The sequence below is a fragment of the Pantoea piersonii genome (assembly GCF_003612015.1).
In the GTDB taxonomy this organism is placed as follows: Bacteria; Pseudomonadota; Gammaproteobacteria; order Enterobacterales; family Enterobacteriaceae; genus Pantoea; species Pantoea piersonii.
This window is the reverse complement of record NZ_RARB01000002.1, coordinates 366850-387192: the sequence shown is the minus strand read 5'-3', so window position 1 is coordinate 387192 and position 20343 is coordinate 366850. Positions and strand designations below refer to the sequence as shown.

Genomic DNA, 20343 nt, shown 5'->3' with positions numbered 1-20343 from the left:
CTCACACTTTCGCAACCAGCGGACGGCCAAGCAGTCCCTGCGGGCGGAAGATAAGGATCACCACCAGCAGCGCGAATGAGAAAACGTCTTTGTAGTCGGAATTTACCAGCCCGGCGAACTGCGCTTCCGCCACGCCGAGCAGCAGCCCGCCCAGCATGGCACCGGGCAGCGACCCGATACCGCCCAGCACCGCAGCGGTAAACGCCTTGATGCCGATGATAAACCCGGCGTAAAAATCGAAAGTGCCGTAGTTCATCGTGACCAGCACGCCTGCCAGTCCGGCCATCGCCGCGCCGATCACAAAGACCAGCGATATCACGCGGTCGGTATTAATGCCGAGGATAGCCGCCATTCGCCGGTCCTGCTGCACCGCGCGACAGATACGGCCAAGGCGCGTGTACTGAATAATCCAGGTGAGCAGCGCCATGCCGCAGAAGGCGGCAGCGAGGATAAAGACCTTAGTCCAGGTGATCTGCACCAGCCCGCCGTCAAACTCGACGCGCAGCACGCCGGTAAGCAGCGTCGGCACGCCCTGCTGATTGGGTCCCTGGCTCAGCTGGACATAGTTCTGTAAAATCAGAGACATGCCGATGGCGGAGATCAGCGGCGCCAGCCGCGTCGAGTGGCGCAGCGGCCGATAGGCGATGCGCTCAATGGTCCAGCCGTATACCGCCGTCACCACAACGGTGAACAGCAAGGTACCGAAAATCAGCAGCGGGAAAGAGTGCACGCCGAAAAACGAAAGCAGCGCCAGGCCGATAGCGCAGAGGTAGGCGGAGATCATATAAACCTCGCCGTGCGCGAAATTAATCATGCCGATAATGCCGTACACCATGGTGTAGCCGATCGCGATCAGGCCATATACTGCGCCCAGCGTCAGCCCGTTAATCAGTTGCTGAAGTAAGAAGGCGTCCATAACGAAGTCTCTGCGCAAAGCGGGCCGCGCAACCGGGCGACCCGGACAGGAAACGCCCTGAGACATGCAGGGCGGGCTCAGGCTTACCGCTGGTGGTATTTGCCTTTATCGTCCCACTGATAGATGACGTAATCGGACACTTTTAAATCGCCCTTGCCGTCCCAGGCTTTTTTACCCATCACGGTGGGAACATCGTGTGATTTCAGCCATTCGCTGGCCTTCGCATTATCTTTTCCGGCGCCCTGGTAGGCGGCGGCCAGCGCCTGAATAGAGGCGTAGGCGTAGAGGGTATAGCCTTCCGGTTCGAAACCGCCTTTGCGGAATTTATCAATCACCGCTTTACCGTCGGGGATCTGACGTGGGTCATTGCCAAAGGTCATATAGATGCCGTTGGTATACTGCGGCCCGCCCGCAGCGGTAACCAGCTCTTCTGTAACGATGCAGTCGCCGGAGAAGAAGTTAGCTTTTACGCCCTGCTCGCGCATCTGGCGCACCAGCGGGCCCGCTTCCGGATGGCAGCCGCCGAAATAGACGACATCGGGATTCGCCTGGGCGATCTTCGTTACCAGGGCATTAAAATCTTTCTCGCCGCGCGACAGGCCCTCATACATCACCTCTTTTACGCCGCGCTTCTCCAACGCCGCTTTGGTGGCGTCCGCCAGCCCCTGACCGTAGGTATCTTTATCGTGGATTACCGCGACCTTTTTCGCCTTCAGCTTATCGATCATAAAGTTGGCGGCGATGGCTCCCTGCTGATCATCGCGTCCGCACATGCGGAACAGGGTTTTCATGCCGCGTTCGGTAATTTGCGGGTTGGTGGAGCCTGGGGTGATTGACAGGACGCCCGCGTCGTCATAGACCTCCGATGCGGGCATGGTGCTGGAAGAGCAAAAATGGCCGACGACCGCCATCACTTTATCCTGATCCACAAGGCGGTTCGCTACGGCGACCGCCTGTTTGGGTTCGCAGGCGTCGTCGCCCTGCACCAGCACGATCTTCTCGCCGTTAACGCCCCCCGCCGCGTTAATATCTTCCGCCGCCTGCAACGCCCCTTTCCAGTACTGCGCGCCGTAGGTGGCGTTGGGGCCAGAGAACGGCCCGGCGACGCCGATTTTTATATCTGCCTGCGCACTGAGCGCAGCGCTGAAATAGCCTGCAATCACGACGTTTAATGACAACTTGATCAGTTTCTGAGACATGCTGTCTATCCTCAACACAGTTAGTTTGCGTTTGCCAGACCACGATGCAGGAGTGGTGAAGGTGTTTATCAGGTTCAGGAAGCTATGCGCGGCGATAAGAGCCGCTATCTGTTGCAAGCAAGAATCTCGCCAGAAAAACCGATAGCGAGGTTTTGCCAAAAGGAAGGTGGCAACGCCAGCGACAGCGCACGACGTCACCTTCTGATTCATTAAACGTAGGCGGGGATTGGCAACACGCCAGCACCCTGTTGGTGCATAATGCGTTCGATCACAGATTCTTGCTTTGCGGCGGCGGTAAACCCGCTAAGCTGTGGGGAAAGATCGCTTATTATCAGGAGAGCTTATGCCTACACAACGGAACGGCCTTACCCGCCAGCAGGCGCTGGATGAACTGGAGCGTCTGTATGAGGGTGCGGTGAACGCGCTGCGCGCTGCGATAAAAACCTATACGGAACAGGGTACGCTGCCCGAGAAGGAAGCGCGTCGCCAGGGACTGTTTGTCTATCCTGAACTGCGCATCACCTGGCGCGGTGAAGGCCCGCAGCAAAACCGCACGCGAGCCTGGGGCCGCTTTACCCATACGGGCAGCTACAGCACCACCATCACGCGTCCGGCGCTGCTGCGCCACTATCTCAGCGAACAGCTGGCGATGCTGGAAAAAGAGTATGAGGTGGAGATCCAGGTCGGTCCATCCAGCCAGGAGATCCCCTATCCTTACGTGATTGATGGCTCCGATCTGTCGCTGGATCGCACCATGAGCGCCAGCATCGCCCGCCATTTTCCCACCACCGAGCTGTCGCAGATTGGCGATGAAACCGCCGACGGCCTGTTTAACCCGGACGCTATTTTCCCCCTCTCGCACTTCGACGCATTACGCACCGACTTCTCGCTGGCGCGCCTGCGCCACTACACCGGCACCTCGGTCGAGCATTTCCAGCCTTTTGTGCTGTTTACTAACTACACGCGCTATGTGGATGAGTTTGTGCGCTGGGCTACGGAGCAGGTGCGCGATCCCGCCAGCGACTATGACAGTCTGGCCTGCGCAGGCGGCGCGATTATCACTGCCGATACGGCGGACAGCGACGCGGCGATGCTGGATCTGGCGTGGAAAAAACACCAGATGCCAGCCTGGCATCTCACCTCTCCTAACCGACGCGGCATTACGCTGGTTAATATCGGCGTCGGCCCGTCAAATGCTAAAACCATCTGCGATCACCTGGCCGTAATGCGGCCGCACGCCTGGCTGATGATCGGCCACTGCGGTGGTCTGCGTGAAAGCCAGAGCATTGGCGATTATGTGCTGGCGCACGCCTATCTGCGCGACGACCATGTGCTCGACAGCGTCCTGCCGCCCGATATTCCCGTTCCGAGCATTGCGGAAGTTCAGCGCGCGCTCTATGACGCCACCAAAGCAGTAAGCAATATGCCAGGAGAAGAGGTCAAGCAGCGCCTGCGTACCGGCACCGTCGTCACCACGGACGATCGCAACTGGGAGTTACGTTACTCCGCTTCGGCGCTGCGCTTTAACCTGAGCCGCGCAGTGGCGGTGGATATGGAGAGCGCCACCATTGCCGCACAGGGCTATCGTTTCCGTGTACCTTACGGCACGCTACTCTGCGTATCGGACAAGCCGCTGCACGGCGAAATTAAACTGCCGGGCCAGGCGAACCGTTTTTATGAAGGGGCGATTTCAGAGCATTTGCAGATCGGTATTTGCGCGGTAGAGCTGCTGCGCGCCGAAGGAGATAAGCTGCACTCACGTAAACTGCGAACCTTTAACGAGCCGCCGTTCCGTTAAAAACAAATAAAGCACGGGGGAATGCCCCGTGCTGTTTAACCCTGTTATGACATCTTTACCAGAACTTCTTTCGCCAGCCAGCCGAGCACGGCTAATGTGGCTGGCACCATCAGTGTCCAGGTAATTCGATCGTTGAGACGATCGAACTTTTCGTCCACGCGTTCAAACTTCATATCAATCCGTTCAAACTTCTCATCCATTCGGTCAAACCTTGCATCGATTCGGCCAAACCTTTCATCGATTCGCACAAACTTCTCATCAATACGGGCAAACTGGGCGGTTGTCTGGGCGAAGCTGTCGTGCATTTCACAGCGCAGCTTAAGCTGTTCGGCACGCAAACCTTCCACATCCGTTCTGGTGGCGAAATTCTGCGAGCGTTCGGTCAATACCGCCAGGTCGGTTTTTATCTGGTGTGTATCCAGCTCAAGCCGCTCGACGCGTTGGGTTAATCGCTCCATAGGGTTTCCTCCTGGCTGTCGAAGAGGGATAAGAGGCCGGGGAAAGGTGTGCGAAAGCGGGCTTAACGGGAATTCCATGATGTTCTCTCCTCTCCTTGTGATCTCTTCCGGATATGCCGCTGGCGCTTCCCCTTGCTGTTGGGTATTTAACCAGATCGCCGACCAGTAAACATTCCCTGTTCCGCTAATTCAGTCAAAAATAGCGAGCGATAAGCGCCTTGATTCAGCGCTGGCAGGGTAGCTCTGCGTCAGGATAATTAACACCCTTTCTGGCGCGCTCTGGAAGCCACTACGCAAATCGGTATCAATGGAGCAGAAGAAAATGCGCGGCGGGCACAAGCCGCTATCCGCGCATTAAAAGAGGAAGGAGCGTTACCGCGCCAGCGTGTCGCAGGCGCGGCTAGTGCAATCAGGCGCTGAGCCAGCCCAGCTTGATAACGAACAGCAAAGAGAGGATCACCAGCGCCGCGTTCACCTCTTTGAAACGGCCGCTCAGCACTTTTATCACCGTCCATGTGATAAAGCCGAAGGCGATGCCGTTAGCGATAGAGTAGGTCAGCGGCATCGTCAGCGCGGTTACGGTCACCGGCGCTGCCGTCGTGACGTCTTTCCAGTCGATCTCCGCCAGGCCGGACGCCATCAGCACCGCCACAAACAGCAACGCGGGTGCCGTCGCATAGACCGGCACGCTGCCTGCCAGCGGCGAGAAGAAAAGCGCCAGCAGGAACAGAATGGCGACCACTACCGCCGTTAAGCCGGTGCGTCCGCCCGCGCTCACGCCAGCCGCGGACTCCACGTAACTGGTCGTGGTCGAGGTGCCGAGCAGCGAACCAAACAGCGCTGCGGCGCTGTCAGCTACCAGCGCGCGTCCCATTTTCGGGATATTGCCCTGCTCGTCCGCCAGACCAGCGCGTTTGGTCACGCCCAGCAGCGTACCGGTATTATCGAACACGTCGACAAACAGAAAGGCGAAAATCACGCTGACCAGGCCGACGTTAAACGCCCCGGCGATATCCAGCTGCATAAAGGTCGGCGCGATGGAGGGCGGCGCGGAGAAGACGCCGGCGAAAGGCGACAGACCGATCCCCATTGAAATAAAGGTAATCAGCAGAATGCCGATCAGCACCGCACCGGTAACGCGACGCGCCTCCAGCACCACAATCACGATAAAGCCAAGCAGCGCCAGCAGCGGACCCGGCTTCGTCAGATCGCCCAGCCCGACCAGGGTCGCCGGGTTATCCACTACGATACCCGCGCCTTCCAGCGCGATAAGCGCGAGGAACAGCCCGATGCCCGCTGCAATCCCGGCGCGCAGCGGCAGCGGAATGCTGGCGATAATCCACTCGCGGATTTTGAAAATCGACAGCGCGAAGAAGATCACCGCCGACAAAAATACCGCGCCCAGCGCGATCTGCCAGGTGTAACCCATATGCAGCACGACGGTATAAGTAAAGAAGGCGTTCAGCCCCATGCCCGGCGCCAGCGCGATCGGGTAGTTGGCGATCAGGCCCATCAGTACCGAGCCGATTGCCGCCGCCAGACAGGTGGCGACGAAAACCGCCCCTTTATCCATCCCGGTGGCCCCCAGAATGCTGGGGTTAACAAACAGGATATAAGCCATCGCCAGGAAGGTGGTGATCCCGGCGATCACTTCGGTGCGAACCGTCGTGTTATGCGCTTTTAGCTTGAACAGTTTTTCTAACATCATCATCTCTCAAGAGCGGAGACGGCACGAATGCGCGTTCTCACTTGCCAGTGTGGGTTACATGCTGATTTTTGTGATACCGCACGACGCGCCGCTGCATGCTGACGGCTGCTGTCGTCACGCCCTGAATCTCCATAAGGCCTGAAGTCATAGCAATCGCTATGCCAGCTGCAAACGCAATCGTTTACCTTGCCAGGCCTGGCATTTTCTAAGAGAAATCTGAACCAAAAGAAGGCGCGATTATGGTGCATTGCCCCGCTGCTGCGCAATCGTTTTCATCGCCGCCTTCAGGCGGCCGAAAAATTCTGCGCTAACGCACGCTTCAGCAAACTCAATGGCGATATCGCTCACGTTTCCATCGCTTGTCAGCGCGGCGCAAAACGCGCCGTGTACACTCTTGTTAACCTTTTTATAACCTTGAGGTCGAGCTGCATGAAGCCCGCCATTCTGGTTGTCGATGATGATAAAGCCGTCTGCGAACTGCTGCAGGATGTGCTGAATGAACAACAGATTAGCGTTTACTGCTGCCATTACGGTCGGGATGCGTCAGCGTTGCTGGCGCAGCATAGCGATATCGCGCTGGTGATGCTGGATATGATGCTGCCAGATACCAACGGCCTGCTGGTGCTGCAGCAGCTGCAGCGTCAGCGTCCGGATCTGCTGGTTATTATGCTGACCGGCATGGGTTCTGAAGCGGAAATGGTGGTAGGGCTGGAGATGGGCGCGGATGACTATATCGCCAAGCCCTTTAACCCGCGTGTGGTGGTGGCCAGAGCACGCGCGGCGCTGCGGCGCGGCGGTCGTCTCGCACCGCCAGAAACGGCGGAGTGCGGCTGGCGTTTTAACGGCTGGCAGCTTGATGAGTCGCGCTGTCAGCTGCTTAACCCGCAGCGCGAGTCAGTTCCGCTGACGCAGGGCGAGTATGCGCTACTGCGCGCGCTGGTGCGTCACGCGCGCAAGGTGCTGACGCGCGATCAGCTGCTGGAGCTGACGCACGGTGAAAGTCTTGACGTGTTTGATCGCACCATCGACGTGCTGATTATGCGTCTGCGGCGCAAAATCGAAACTAACCCGCATCAGCCCAGCCTGATCCGCACCATTCGCGGCCTCGGCTATGTCTTTTCCGCCGATGTCGCGCGTCCGGAAGCGGTTCGGCTGAGCGCCTGACCAGGCAAACAGCCGGAACCGCGTCGTCTGGCGCTATTTTACCGTCCAGCCCTTGTAGCTGCCGACGTTGTTGCGATCGATTAGGGTAACCGGGATCAATACCGGCTTATCGGGCGCCGGTTTACCCTGCAGAATGTCGTAGCCGATCTCCACTGCTTTCGCCGCCATCACCTGCGGATCCTGTGCCGGGGTAGCGACGAACAGCGAATTCTTACGCTTCAGCGCTTCTTCCCCATCGGGCGATCCATCGACGCCGACAATAAAGAATTCATTGCGCTGCGCCTGTTTCGCCGCCAGATCGGCGCCGATCGCCGTAGGATCGTTAATGGCGAACACCGCATCCACCTTCGGATTGGCCGACAGCAGGCCGGTCATCACCTCAAGCCCCCCTTCGCGGCTCCCTTTGGCGTTCTGGTTCCACGAGAGCAGTTTGATATCGGGATGACGCTTCAGCTCGGTCATGCAGCCCTCAACGCGGTTCTGCACGGCGGAAACCGGCGGCCCGTTGATGATCAGCACGTTGCCCTTCGCTTTCAGACGGTCGGAAATATACTTACAGGCCATCTCCCCCGCCTGGGTGTTGTCCGAAGTGATGGTGGCATTGGCGCCGTCGGCCGCAACGTCGACCGCCACCACCACGATCCCGGCGTCGCGGGCGCGTTTCACCGCAGGCGCGATGCCTTTAGAGTCGGCGGCGTTGAGGATGATCATGTCGACTTTCGCCGCGATAAAGTTATCGATCTGGGCCACCTGCTGGCCCAGATCGTAGCCGCTGGAAACCAGCGTTACGTTGACTTTGTCGCCCGCCAGCTGCCGCGCTTTCAGCTCCGCGCCTTTGGTGATCTGCACGAAAAACGGGTTAGCGAGATCGCCAACGGTGACGCCGATGGATTTGAGATCTTTCGCCTGGGCGACAGAGGCGCTGAACAGCGTTGCCGCCAGCAGCCCGGTTACGATCGGATTAAAACGCATAGACCTTCTCCTGCTGTTATTAGAATCGCCAACGGCTGAATGGCGGAGGGTAAAAAAGCGCTTATGAAACGTGGTGCCGGGTGCGGTATTTGTCGATCATCACCGCGATAATAATCACCGCGCCCTTGATCACCAGCTGCCAGAAATAGGAGACGCCCATTAGCGTCATGCCATTATTCAGCGTGGCGATAATCAGCGCGCCGACCAGCGTGCCGGTAATGGTGCCGATGCCGCCGACGAAGCTGGTACCGCCGAGGATCACCGCAGCGATGGCGTCCAGCTCATAGCCGACGCCAAGGTTGCCGTTAGCGCTATAGAGACGCGACGCAGACATCAGCCCGCCCAGCCCGGAAAGCAGCCCGCTCATGGCGTAGACAAACACCAGCACCGCGCTGACCTTAATGCCGGTCAGCCGCGCCGCCTGCATATTGCCGCCGACCGCGTAGATATGAACACCCAGCGTGGTGCGGCGCAGAATAAACCAGCAGAGAGCAATCACGGCGAAGGCGATAACGATCAGCCAGGGCACCGGCCCGAGATAGCCGTTGCCTATCCATTCAAAGCTGATATCGGAGTTGATCACCGTGGTGCCGTTCGCCAGCAGATAGGCGGCGCCGCGCAGCGCCGTATAGGTGCCGAGGGTGACGATAAAAGGCGGCAGCCCGGCCCAGGCGACCAGAATGCCGTTGAACAGTCCCATCACCAGACCCGCGCCCAGCGCCATCGGAATCGTCATGCTGGCGAGCATCGGATCGAGCGAAGCCACCATCGCCACTACCGCCGTGGTGCCGAGCATCGAGCCAACCGAGAGATCGATCCCGCCGGTTAAGATCACAAAGGTCATACCGGCCGCCAGCACAATATTAATTGAGGCCTGACGGGTAATATTGAGCAGATTGGCCTCGGTGAAAAAGTTCGGCGCGACAAAGCCGAACACCACCACAATCAGCACGAGGATCGGCAGGATGCCGACGGTTTGCAGCAGGTCGCCCATCAGCGCCCGTTTAACGGTGGGCGCTTTCGCACGCGTGGTTTCTGTCATCGCTCTGTTCTCCTTATATTTCTATCGGCGACGCCGTGTGCGCCCCGGTGGCCAGCGTCATAATGTTTTCCTGGCTGATATGCTCTCTGTCCAGCTCGCCCGCGATGGCGCCTTCGCGCATCACGTAAACGCGATCGCTCATGCCGACCACTTCCGGCAGCTCGCTGGAGATCATCAGAATCGCCACGCCCTGCTGTGCCATCTGATTCATCATGCGGTAGATCTCGCTTTTGGCGCCGACATCAACGCCGCGCGTCGGCTCATCCAGGATCAGGATGCGCGGTCCGATCGACACCCAGCGCGAAATCAGCAGCTTCTGCTGATTGCCGCCAGACAGGCCGCCCGCCCTCACCTGCGCGTGCGGCACGCGGATATTGAGCGTGGCGATGGCGTCGCTGGCGATCTGCTCTCCTTTGCGCCGGTTAAGCAGTCCGTAGCTGGCGTCGCGCTCGAGCGTCGCCATCACAATGTTCTCCTGCGCCGCCATCTCCAGAAACAGTCCCTGCTCTTTGCGGTTTTCGGTGAGAAAACCGATGCCGCGAGCAATGGCGTCGCGCGGCGAATGGATCTTTACCTCCTGCCCGTCAATCCAGATCTCGCCGCCGCTGGGTTTATGCACGCCGAAGATAAGCTGCGCCAGTTCGCTGCGCCCGGCGCCCACCAGTCCGGCCAGTCCGACGATCTCGCCGGCGCGTACCGCCAGACTGCTCGGTCGCACCTTGCCGCCATCGGTCAGATGGTTGACCGCCAGCCGAATCTCGCCGAAGGGAATGGTGTGATCTTTATTAAAGAGGTCGCTCAGCGGACGGCCGACCATCATGCGCACCAGTTCGCTGGCGTTGAGGCTGTCGCGAGTCAGGCTGCCGACATACTGTCCGTCGCGCAGCACGCTGACGCGATCGGAAAGCTCATAGACCTCCGCCATCCGGTGGCTGATATAGATGATTGCCATGCCTTCCGCGCGCAGGCGCTTAATCAGCGCGAAAAGCTGCTCGGTTTCACGGTTGCTTAGCGCGGCAGTGGGTTCGTCCATCACCAGAATGCGGCTGTTGCGGTAGAGCGCGCGGGCGATCTCCACCTGCTGCTGTTCAGCGATGCTGAGTCGGCTGACGCGGTCGGTGGCTTTAAACTGCGCGCCGAGCCGGTCGATAACCTGCTGCGCCTCTTCGGCCATCTGGCGTCGGCGGATGAGCCCGCCGCGTGTGATTTCGCTGCCGAGAAAAATGTTCTCCGCTACCGTCAGGTTAGGCGCGAGGTTGATCTCCTGATAAATCAGCGTGATGCCTGCCGCCAGCGCCTCCTTTGGCCCCTTAAGGGCGTAGGGTCGGCCGTCGATCAGGATCTCGCCGCTGGTGGCGCTGTAGGCGCCCGCCAGGATCTTCATCAGCGTGCTCTTGCCCGCGCCGTTTTCGCCCATCAGCGCGTGAATTTCACCGGCATAAACAGTGAGATCCACGCCCTTCAGCGCATAAAACTGGCCGAAGCGCCGCGTGATTTCGCGCATCTGCAGAATCGGTGTGGCTGTCATGGGCCGCTCCAGATAACCGTGGTTACGGCTGAGTAAAGCAACGCCAGATAAATGGAAAATGTCAGCGGCCGTTCATATTTGTCATAAACGGCGTCAGGGCGCGTCCTATACTCGCCTCAGTCACGGCGGACGCGGAGGCGCGATATGCGGCATGAACATCCCTGGCAGGCGGGCGCGCGTGGCCGCCTGCTGTTGTTTAATCTGCTGGTGGTGTGCGTCACGCTGATGGTGAGCGTGGTCGCGATACTCGGCTTCCGCCATGCCGGACGTATTCAGGAGCAGGCGCAGGCGCAAACCCTGAACGATATGAGCGCCAGCCTGGCGCTGGCGCGTGATACCGCCAGCGTCGCCACGGCGGCGGTACGCTTGTCACAGGTGGTAGGCGCGCTGGAGTATCAGAGCGAATCACAGCGGCTGCAGCAGAACCAGCAGGCGCTGCAGCATTCGCTGACGCTGCTCGCCTCGGCGCCGCTCGCGACGCGTCAGCCCGCGCGGGTAGCGCGCATCCGCGCGCGCAGCCTGATGCTGGAGCAGACCATCACACAGCTGCTAATCAACGGCCATCAGCGCCACCTGCAACGCAATGCCCTGCTCAGCGGCCTGTGGCAGTCGCAGCTGCTGCTGGACCATATCGATCAGCTCGCCGCCCGGGTGCAGCGCGGGCCAGCGGCGTCGCTGCGTGAGCAGACTGAACGCCTGCTCGCGGTGGCGATTCGCACCCCCTCGCCTGGAGCGGTAGTCGATCAGCTGCAGCAGGTGATGACGGCGTGGCAGCCCGCCTCCGGCGATGCGGTGCTGGATGAAAAAATCGCGCGTCTGATTGCGACCCAGCAGTCGCTGCGCCCGCTGGCGGACCGGCTCGCCGAGAACGATCTGGCTATCGCTTACTCAACCTACCGCATCAAGGCGCTGGTGGCAGCGCTGAACGACGATATTACCGCCTGCGTGCAGCAGGTGGCGCAGCAGAGCGAAATGCGCAGCGCGGAGACCCACCGCGAACTTAACTCGGTGATCCTGTTTATCGCGCTGTTCGCCCTGCTGGCGCTGGCGATCACCGGCTATGCCGGGGTCTATATCTACCGCAACCTTGGTTCCAGCCTGACCGCCATTGCAGAGGCGATGACCCGCCTGGCGCAGGGGGAAAAACACGTCTCCGTGCCCGGCCTGCAGCGGCGCGACGAGCTGGGCGATCTGGCGCGCGCCTTCAACGTTTTCGCGCGCAATACCGCGTCGCTGGCGCATACCTCGCGCCTGCTGAAGGAGAAAAGCAGCCAGCTTGAGTCTACTTTTCTCGCCATGCGCGACGGCTTTGCGCTGTTCGACAACGACGGCCAGCTGGTGGTATGGAATGCTCAGTATCCGCAGCTGCTGGGGCTGCCCGACCATGCGCTGCGTCGCGGCCTGCACTATCGCCAGCTGTTGCAGCGTGCGGGCGTGGATCTGCCGCATCCGGGCGAGCCGCAGGAGGTGCGGCTGGCGGATGGCCGCACACTGGAGCTGCGCTTCAGCCCGGTGCCGCATCGCGGCATTGTCAACACGGTGCTGGAGCGCACCGCACGCAAAGCGCTGGAAGAGGCGCTGGTGCATAGCCAGAAAATGAAAGCGGTTGGCCAGCTTACTGGCGGCATCGCGCACGATTTTAATAACCTGCTGGCAGTGATTATCGGCAGCCTGGCGCTGACCCAGGGCCAGCTGCCGCCGGGGAGTGTGGCAAGCCGCGTCGAACGCGCCCGCCAGGCGGCGGATCGCGCCGCGCTGCTCACTCAGCGTCTGCTGGCCTTTTCCCGCAAGCAGGCGCTGCATCCGCGCGCCGTCTCGGTGGTGCAGCTGGTGGATGAGCTGCAAAGCCTGCTGCAGCACTCGCTGCTGCCCGCCCAGCGTCTGGTTATTGAGGCGCAGCAGCCCGGCTGGCTCGCCTGGATTGACGCCAGCCAGCTGGAGAATGCGCTGATGAATCTGGTGGTGAATGCACGTGATGCCATGCAGCAGAGGAGCGGCGAAATCCGCCTGCGCATCTGTAATCAACAGCGGGAGAAAGGCGAGCGCGTGGTGATTGAGGTGACTGACCAGGGCTGCGGCATGACGGCAGAAGTGCGGGAACAGGTATTCGAACCTTTTTTCACCACGAAAGAGACCGGCAGCGGCAGCGGGCTGGGCCTGTCGATGGTGTATGGTTTTGTGCGCCAGTCAGGCGGCCAGATAGAGATTGACACCGCTCCCGGCCAGGGAACCACCGTGCGTCTGCTGCTACCGCGCGCGCCCGAAAGCGCGGCGGCATTAATGCCGGTAAGGCCCGTCACACCCCCGCCGCCGCGCGATAAGCTGGTGCTGGTGCTGGATGACGAACCGGCGGTGCGCCAGACGCTCTGCGAGCATCTGCATCAGCTTGGCTACGTGACGCTGGAGTGTGACAGCGGCGAAGAGGCGCTGGCGCTGCTGCGCCAGACGCCCGATATCGATCTGTTGATCAGCGACCTGATGCTGCCCGGCGCGCTGAACGGCGCCGAGGTGATCCGCCAGGCGCAGCAGCAGTGGCCGCAGCTGGCGACGCTGCTGATCAGCGGTCAGGATCTGCGCCTGCAGCCGGTCGCGCTGCCGCTGTGCGAGCGGCTGGCGAAGCCCTGGCAGAGCGGGCAGCTGGCGCAGGCGCTGACGCGCGCCTGGCAGCGCAGCGAGCGGCTCAGTCGCGCGCGGCAGGCTGCCAGAGCGGCACCGGTTTCCCGCTGATATAGCGCTTACGCAGCTGGCTGGAGATCGCATCCATGATCATGACCACCGCCACGAGGATGATGGTCAGGAACATCACCACATCCCAGTTCCACAGACGCATATTTTCGGCGTAGACCAGCCCGACGCCGCCCGCGCCGACAAACCCCAGCACGGCCGCCGAACGGGTATTGGATTCGATCTGATAAAGGCTGAGCGCAAGAAACTGGGGGAATGACTGGGTGAAAATACCGAAGCGATGTTTTTGCAGGCTGTTGGCGCCCACCGCCCTCAGGCCACGGCTCGGCGAACGCTCTACCGCCTCGTGCCCTTCCGAGTAGAGCTTGCCCAGCAGTCCCACATCCTGCATCACAATCGCCAGCACGCCCGCCAGCGGCCCCATGCCGACGGCGCGAACGAAAATCAGCCCCCATATCGCCATATCGACGCCGCGCAGCAGATCGAGCAGGCGACGCACCGCCCAGGCGATCGGACGCATCGCGCGGTCGTGCATCACATTGCGCGCGGCAAAAAACGAGAGCGGCAGCGCGATAATCGACGCGGTAATGGTTCCGGCAAACACAATCGCCAGGGTAATGCCGATTTGCGAAAAGTAGTAGCCGAACGGCCAGTTGAGAAAATCCTGCCAGACGAACATGCGCAGAAAATAACGGCCCAGCTGCTGCGCGCCCATCACGGCGCGGCTCCACTCAATGCCGTAAAATTCAAAGAAGAAAATATAATAAAGCAGCGCCGCGATGGCCATAAGCGCGATACGACGCAGATAGCGCCTCTGCGCGGCGAACAGCGCCGGGTGTTCCTGCTTCAGTTTGCCGATATCCGGTGCCAGCGTAATCATGACGATCCCTCCACCACGCGGCGGCGCAGCTGGCCGGAAAAAGTATCCAGCAGCGATACCACCACAATGATCAGCAGCAGCGTGATGCTGACCTGATCGTAACGATCGAGTTTGATATTGGTCATCAGCTCCTGGCCGATGCCGCCCGCCCCTACCAGCCCCAGAATGGTCGAAGAGCGAAAGTTAATCTCCAGACGCATAAAGCTGTAGGAGAGAAAAATCGGTTTAACCTGCGGCCAGAAGGCAAAGCGCATACGCTGCAGCTTGCTGGCGCCGCAGGCAGCCAGTCCGCGCACCGGCTTATCGGAGGCGCTTTCGATCGCCTCGTAGAAGAGTTTGGTCAGGCTGCCGATGGTATGCAGCGCCAGCGCGAGAAAACCGGGGATAGCGCCGATGCCGAACGCCATAACAAACATCACCGCCCAGGCGAGCTCTGGCATGGTGCGCAGAAAAGCGACAGAGGCGCGAATGGCGAAGCGCAGCCCCGCCGGCGTTTTGGTATTGTCGGCGGCGAAGAACGCCAGCACCGCGGCAATGCCGACCGCCACGATGGTGGAGGCCAGCGCCAGCTGCAGCGTCTCCCAGATAAGCGGCAGCTGGAAATGGAGGCGGTAGCCCCAGTAAGCGAGCGATCCTTCCGTTTTCACGCTGTCGAACAGCGTGGAAAAGTGCAGTACCGGCAGCGTTTCCCACAGGTAGTCGAAGAAGTGCGGCATCGACGCCCAGAGCGTCGTCAGGCTGAATTCCGACATCCTGCCCGCAACGAGGTAGAGCGTGACCAGCACCAGCGACCAGATAAGCGTGTCGCGTTTCTGCTGGCGGCGGATGCGTTGGTAGTAGCGTTCGAAGTCAGTCAAAAGAGATTCCTGCATGAAGTGATAAAACGCAGAGACGCTTAACCCACAAGTAACCTGTCTCTCTGTCACCCGCGTCGGCTTCGGGCATCTCTTTCCGCAGAAGAGAGATGCCCGGTCAACCTTAGCCGCGCTGGCCTTTCGCCAGATCGCGCTTCATATCGATAATATTCTGGTAGTCGGCGACCTTTGCCGGGCCGATATGCTGAGCGCCGCCGACTGCCTTCACAAAGCAGGCGTGCTGCTCTTTATCCAGCTTCTGGATGGTATCGACCACTTTCTGTTTGAAATCGGCCGGGAGTTTGTTGCTTACCAGCAGCGGGCCGTTCGGGATAAGCGGCGACTGCCAGATAATGCGGATCTGCTTCATCAGATCGGGGTGATCCATGCGGATCAGACGGCCAAAGGCGCCGGAGCTGTAGCCGCTATTGTAGTCACCTACCAGCGAAGTCCAGGTGACCGCGCCGTCAAACTGGTTGTTCAGCACGCCGAGGATATCCTGCTCGTGGCCGCCGGAAAACGTCACGCTGGAGAAGAAGCCGTTGTACTTGTCATCCACGCTGCCGCCAAACTCCTTTTTAAAGGCCTGGTTCGGCATCAGGAAGCCAGAGGTGGAATCGGGGTCGGCCATACCGAACGATTTGCCCTTCAGATCTTCCAGCTTCTTATAAGGGCTGTCGTTTTTAACGATCACCACCGAGTGGTAGCCTTTCGAGCCATCTTTGTCGTCAACCAGAATGCCGACGATATCCACGGCTTTCGGATCCTGCAGATAGACAGAGGCGTAAGAGGCGGGTGACATGCTCAGCACCATATCGATTTTTCCACCCAGCAGACCCTGGATAACGCCCGCATAGTCAGAGGAGTTACGCAGCTTAGTGTCTACCTTAAGCTCTTTATCAAAAAAGTCCTTCACGCACTGGTTATCGCCAATCTGCTGGGTGGCGTTCTGGCCGCCGAGAATGCCCAGATTCAGCTCTTTCGGCGCATCCGCTGCGTTCACGCCAAAGGTCATTACGCCGGTCAGTAACGCTAATAAAGTCAGTTTCATTCGAGGTTTTTCTCTTGCCGTGGGAGTTAGTGAAGCTGATTAATTTCATCGCCGTACAGCTGTTGCAACAGGCTGTCGGTGAGGTGCGCCGGATGGCCGTCGAACAGCACCCTGCCGCGCTGAATGCCGATTACGCGCGTACAGTAGCTTTTCACCAGTTCAACCGAGTGCAGGTTCACCATCACGCTGATGCCCTGCTCGCTGACCTGGCGCAGAACATCCATGATGCGTGTGGTATTTTTAGGATCGAGCGACGCCACCGGCTCATCAGCCAGCAGGATCTTGGGGTTCTGCATCAGGGCGCGGCAGATCGCCACGCGCTGCATCTGTCCGCCCGACAGGTTCTCGGCGCGCTGCAGCGCCTGCGGCAGCATATTCATCCACTGCAGCAGTTCGATGGCGTGGGCGCGGTCGCTGTCCGAGAAGACTTTAAAAAAGGATTTCAGCGTCGAGGTCTGGCTCAGGCGGCCCAGCAGCACATTGGTCAGCACGTCGAGGCGCGGCACCAGACAGAAGTCCTGAAAAATCATGCCACACTCGCTGCGCCACTGGCGCAGCTGGCGGCTGTTGAGCGTCAGCAGGTTACGCTCGGCTTCGCCGTCGCGCAGGCTGTATACCGCACCTTCAGAGGCGTCTATCGTGCCGTTAAGCATATGCAACAGCGTCGATTTGCCTGCGCCTGAGCGGCCGATTACGGCGACCATTTCTCCCGCATGCAGATCAAAACTGACATTGTCCAGCACGCGGTTCTCGCCCCAGCTCTTGCCCAGGCCCTGCACCGACAATACTTTCTGCCCAGTCTGGCGAAGCGGCGTGCTGCTGTTGTCCACCACTGTTCTTAACAGTGCCTGTGCCATGATTCACTCCGTATTCGTTGACAAGTCCTAAGTTGACGCCTATTACGGCCCGACGCGATGACTCTCTGATGACAGTCAGGTGATCAAACGGTGACAGGGTCGCCCGCGCCCAGTGACAGGGTTAAACCGTCAGCGGCAACCTGGACAGACTCAGGCAACCTGTTGTTTGATAACCAGTTATCCATATGGTGTGAAAGATGATTCAGCCAGGCGCGACGCGGCGCGAGCCGGTCGATAATCGCCAGCGCGCGCGTCAGATCGTTATGGTTGCGCGCGGTGGTCGCTGGCGGATCGTTGCAGTCGATCACCAGCTCATCAATGCGCTGGCCCGAAAGAAAATCGTCGGTGTCGGGCGGCAAACCGCAGGTGTCGCACAGCCAGGCGAGCCGCGCACCGTGCCAGTCGAACAGGTAGCCGTGCGTCAGCTTCGAGTGCTGTAGCGGCAGCGGCGTGACCTGCAGCGCGCCGAAGAGATGCGGCACAAAGGGCGTCAGCGACGGCCGAAAATCGAGCAGGCCAGGATGCTTAAAAAGATCGTCGCAGCCCTTTTCGTCCGGCGGCCCCCAGACGGGGATCGTCTCGCCCAGCCCCCAGCGCAGCGCAAACAGCCCCTGCACATGGTCCATGTGGTAGTGCGTTAACAGAATGCGCGACAGCTCGCCGGGGGCGAAGCGCTCCGCCAGCAGCGGCAGACCCGCGTCCAGCAGGATGCGCTCGCTGCCCGCCTCGATCAGCGCGCTGCAGGGCGCACGCCGCCTTTTGACGTCATTGCGCGCCCGCAGGCAGGCGGCGCAGTCGCAGCCGAAAAGCGGCGCGGCGGTCACCCCGCCGGTGCCGAGAAAGGTCAGCTTCATGGTAGCGGCTCCAGCAGCTGGCGCAGCTGCAGCAGGGTCTGCGACAGCGCGCCATTATTATTCAGCAGGCGGCAGCCCGGCGGCGGCAGCTGCGCGGCGCGATCCAGCCGACGCGCAATCTCCGTCTCGCTCTCCCGCCCGCGCTGGCGCAGACGCGCCGCCAGCACCTCCGGCGATACCGTCAGGCAGAGCGGCAGCAGCCGTACGCCGTAGCGTGCCTGCGCCTGCGGCAGATGCTGACGCGAGCCGTTGACCAGCACGTCATGCCCGCGATCCAGCCAGAGATCCAGCTCCAGCCCAAGTCCGTAGTGCAGACCGTGCGCCGTCCAGCGCAGGGCAAACAGCCCCTGCGCCGCGCGGCGCGCGAACTCGCTCTCGGTCAGGGCGATATGGTTCTCGCCGCCCGCATCGGCCGCGCGCGTAATATAGCGATGGGCGATCAGCATGTTCGGCGGCGGCGCTTCGCGCAGCGCGTTAAGCAGGCTGTCTTTGCCCGAGCCTGACGGCCCGATAAGCCAGATCAGGCGCGCCATTAGTAGACCTGCCTGCCCTGCGTCCAGACATGACGAATATGCGGGTGGCCGTGGTCAGTATGCGCCAGCACCAGATCGGCGCGACGGCCTTCGGCAATGACGCCGCGATCCTCAAGGCCGAGCGCCCGTGCCGGATTGCGCGTTACCAGCGCCACCGCCTGCGGCAGCGCCAGCGCGTTGCGCTCGTCGGCGGCGAGGCGGAATGCCGCGTCCAGCAGCGCCGCCGGATAGTAGTCGGAGGAGAGAATATCGAGCAGCCCTTCCGCCGCCAGCGCCCAGGCGGCGACGTTGCCGGAGTGGGAGCCGCCGCGCACGATGTTGGGCGCGCCCATCAGGATCTGCATTCCCTTCGCGCGTGAGGCGCGTGCCGCCTCCAGCGTGGTAGGAAACTCGGCGATAGCGCTGCCGACGCCGTGCGACTCCTCGACGTGCGCCTCGGTGGCGTCGTCGTGGCTGGCGATAGCGATGTTACGCGCGCGGCAGAGCGCGGCGATCGCCTGTCGGTTCGGCTGCGACCACTGCGCCGCCAGCGTCAGCTGCTCATGCTCGAAGGCATCCATTTGCTGGTCGTTGAGCGCATACTTGCCCTGGTAATATTCGCGGTACTTCTCCAGCGAGGCGTACTGGCGCTGGCCCGGCGAGTGGTCCATCAGCGACACCAGCGACAGTTCCGGCGTGCTCATCAGCGCCTCGAACAGCGAGAGCGTGGCGTGGTGCGGCAGCTCGCAGCGCAGATGCAGCCGGTGTTCGGCGCGGTTCAGCCCCTTGTGGTTGCTGTCGCGGATGGCGTCGATCATTTTGCTCAGGTTGTCGAGGCGATGACCGCCGTCGCGCACGTCGCCGACGCCGATGGCGTCAAGCACCGTGGTAATGCCGCTGGCGACCATCAGCGCGTCGTGGCTGCTCATCGCTGAGTGGGCGGGCCAGTCCACTTTTGGACGCGGAGAGAAGAATTTATCGAGGTTATCGGTGTGCAGCTCGACCAGACCCGGCAGCAGATACGCGCCCTCACCGTCCAGCGCGCCGGGCTGACGGCTCGGCGTTTCGCTGAAGCTGGCGATCAGGCCGTCGCGCATCTCCAGCGATCCGGTTACCAGCTCGTTTTCCAGAATCAGAGTGACATTATTGACGATCATGCTTCCGCTCCGCTGTTGATCGGTTGCATAACGTGCAGGCGATCCGCCACCCGTTCGCGCACCGCTTCATCGTGAAAAATGCCGACTATGGCCGCGCCGCGCGCGCGCGCCTGTTCAATCAGCTCCACCACCGCCGCGCTGTTGGCTTTATCCAGCGAGGCGGTCGGCTCATCCAGCAGCAGCACCGGATAGTCGGCGATAAAGCCGCGCGCGATATTGACGCGCTGCTGCTCGCCACCGGAGAAGGTGGAAGGCGCCAGCGACCAGAGACGCTGCGGCACGTTCAGCCGCGTCAGCAGCTCTCTGGCGCGCTTCTCGCAAAAGGCGCGCGCCACCCCCCGTTCCAGCAGCGGCTGCATCACAATTTCCAGCGTCGGCACGCGCGGGATCACGCGCAGAAACTGGCTGACCCAGCCGAGGGTATCGCGACGCATCGCCAGGATCTGGCGCGCCGGGGCGTTCGCCATATCGACCCATTCGTCATGATGACGCAGCCAGATATGGCCACTGTTGGCCTGATAGTTGCCGTAGAGCGCGCGCAGCAGCGTCGATTTACCGCTGCCGGAGCGGCCATGCAGCACCACTACCTCGCCCTCTGCCACCTCAAGCGAGGCGTTTTGCAAAACCGGCAGTTCAGCGCCGCCCTGATTGTGCAGCACAAAGGTTTTGCACAAATTCTCGACGCGCAGTTGTATGTTCATGCGTTTT

General features: G+C 60.8%; 18 protein-coding genes. 3 read left to right on the top strand and 15 right to left on the bottom strand.

The features are described 5' to 3' along the window. Position 1: 1 nt before the first annotated feature. Both D7S44_RS07535 and D7S44_RS07530 read right to left on the bottom strand, forming a co-directional pair. Entirely contained in the window at positions 2–916 is a 915-nt protein-coding gene (locus tag D7S44_RS07535) for an ABC transporter permease subunit (protein ID WP_120453522.1), read from the bottom strand. Positions 917–999: 83 nt separating this feature from the next. After that, a complete protein-coding gene (locus D7S44_RS07530; protein WP_120453520.1) occupies positions 1000–2115 on the bottom strand; it encodes a branched-chain amino acid ABC transporter substrate-binding protein in 1116 nt (371 codons plus the stop codon). 343 nt (positions 2116–2458) lie between these two features. Here D7S44_RS07530 and D7S44_RS07525 point away from each other — a divergent pair, with 343 nt between their 5' ends. Beyond that, positions 2459–3913 carry an AMP nucleosidase gene (locus D7S44_RS07525; RefSeq protein ID WP_120453518.1) on the top strand — a complete coding sequence of 485 codons (1455 nt, stop codon included), beginning with the start codon at positions 2459–2461 and terminating at the stop codon, positions 3911–3913. A 44-nt stretch (positions 3914–3957) separates the two neighbouring features. On the opposite strand, the gene D7S44_RS07520 is transcribed toward D7S44_RS07525, so the two are convergent. Together D7S44_RS07520 and D7S44_RS07515 are read right to left on the bottom strand one after the other, a co-directional pair. Continuing rightward, positions 3958–4371 (bottom strand): hypothetical protein, encoded by a 414-nt coding sequence (locus tag D7S44_RS07520; protein WP_120453516.1) that lies wholly within the window; start codon positions 4369–4371, stop codon positions 3958–3960. A 409-nt stretch (positions 4372–4780) separates the two neighbouring features. Further along, a complete protein-coding gene (locus tag D7S44_RS07515) occupies positions 4781–6079 on the bottom strand; it encodes an NCS2 family permease (protein ID WP_218834496.1) in 1299 nt (432 codons plus the stop codon). 429 nt (positions 6080–6508) lie between these two features. On the opposite strand from D7S44_RS07515, the gene D7S44_RS07510 reads away from it, so the two are divergent. Next, positions 6509–7243: a response regulator gene (locus tag D7S44_RS07510; protein ID WP_120453514.1), complete on the top strand. Its 735-nt coding sequence runs from the start codon at positions 6509–6511 to the stop codon at positions 7241–7243. Between the two features lie 33 nt (positions 7244–7276). Here the strand turns inward: D7S44_RS07510 and D7S44_RS07505 are convergent, their stop codons facing one another. The 3 genes from D7S44_RS07505 to D7S44_RS07495 all read right to left on the bottom strand — a co-directional run bounded on the left by D7S44_RS07505 (position 7277) and on the right by D7S44_RS07495 (position 10785). Then, on the bottom strand, positions 7277–8215 hold the full coding sequence (locus D7S44_RS07505; RefSeq protein ID WP_120453512.1) for an ABC transporter substrate-binding protein: 939 nt from the start codon (positions 8213–8215) through the stop codon (positions 7277–7279). 61 nt (positions 8216–8276) lie between these two features. Next, the gene (locus D7S44_RS07500) at positions 8277–9257 is read right to left on the bottom strand and encodes an ABC transporter permease subunit (RefSeq protein ID WP_120453510.1); all 981 of its coding nucleotides are present in this window, start codon (positions 9255–9257) and stop codon (positions 8277–8279) included. 13 nt (positions 9258–9270) lie between these two features. Then, complete coding sequence (locus tag D7S44_RS07495; RefSeq protein ID WP_120453508.1) at positions 9271–10785, bottom strand: sugar ABC transporter ATP-binding protein; 1515 nt, start codon at positions 10783–10785, stop codon at positions 9271–9273. Between the two features lie 144 nt (positions 10786–10929). Here D7S44_RS07495 and D7S44_RS07490 point away from each other — a divergent pair, with 144 nt between their 5' ends. Continuing rightward, a complete protein-coding gene (locus tag D7S44_RS07490; protein WP_120453506.1) occupies positions 10930–13512 on the top strand; it encodes an ATP-binding protein in 2583 nt (860 codons plus the stop codon). Here D7S44_RS07490 and phnE (D7S44_RS07485) read toward each other — a convergent pair. From phnE (D7S44_RS07485) to phnL, 8 genes are all read right to left on the bottom strand, one after another. Beyond that, on the bottom strand, positions 13466–14350 hold the full coding sequence (gene phnE / locus D7S44_RS07485) for a phosphonate ABC transporter, permease protein PhnE (RefSeq protein WP_120453504.1): 885 nt from the start codon (positions 14348–14350) through the stop codon (positions 13466–13468). The two genes, D7S44_RS07490 and phnE (D7S44_RS07485), sit on opposite strands and share 47 nt — an antisense overlap. After that, on the bottom strand, positions 14347–15207 hold the full coding sequence (phnE, locus tag D7S44_RS07480) for a phosphonate ABC transporter, permease protein PhnE (protein WP_120453502.1): 861 nt from the start codon (positions 15205–15207) through the stop codon (positions 14347–14349). Before phnE (D7S44_RS07480) ends, phnE (D7S44_RS07485) begins: the two co-directional genes overlap by 4 nt. A 121-nt stretch (positions 15208–15328) precedes the next feature. After that, complete coding sequence (gene phnD / locus D7S44_RS07475) at positions 15329–16255, bottom strand: phosphonate ABC transporter substrate-binding protein (protein WP_120453500.1); 927 nt, start codon at positions 16253–16255, stop codon at positions 15329–15331. A gap of 26 nt (positions 16256–16281) precedes the next feature. Beyond that, positions 16282–17112 (bottom strand): phosphonate ABC transporter ATP-binding protein, encoded by an 831-nt coding sequence (gene phnC / locus D7S44_RS07470; RefSeq protein WP_120453498.1) that lies wholly within the window; start codon positions 17110–17112, stop codon positions 16282–16284. Positions 17113–17195: 83 nt separating this feature from the next. After that, complete coding sequence (gene phnP / locus D7S44_RS07465) at positions 17196–17966, bottom strand: phosphonate metabolism protein PhnP (protein ID WP_120453496.1); 771 nt, start codon at positions 17964–17966, stop codon at positions 17196–17198. Further along, positions 17963–18499 (bottom strand): ribose 1,5-bisphosphokinase, encoded by a 537-nt coding sequence (gene phnN, locus D7S44_RS07460; protein ID WP_120453494.1) that lies wholly within the window; start codon positions 18497–18499, stop codon positions 17963–17965. The genes phnP and phnN overlap by 4 nt, the downstream gene beginning before the upstream one ends. Beyond that, positions 18499–19635, bottom strand: a complete 1137-nt coding sequence (gene phnM, locus D7S44_RS07455) for an alpha-D-ribose 1-methylphosphonate 5-triphosphate diphosphatase (RefSeq protein WP_120453492.1) — start codon at positions 19633–19635, stop codon at positions 18499–18501. Before phnM ends, phnN begins: the two co-directional genes overlap by 1 nt. After that, complete coding sequence (phnL, locus tag D7S44_RS07450) at positions 19632–20336, bottom strand: phosphonate C-P lyase system protein PhnL (protein WP_120453490.1); 705 nt, start codon at positions 20334–20336, stop codon at positions 19632–19634. The genes phnM and phnL overlap by 4 nt, the downstream gene beginning before the upstream one ends. Positions 20337–20343: the final 7 nt, after the last annotated feature.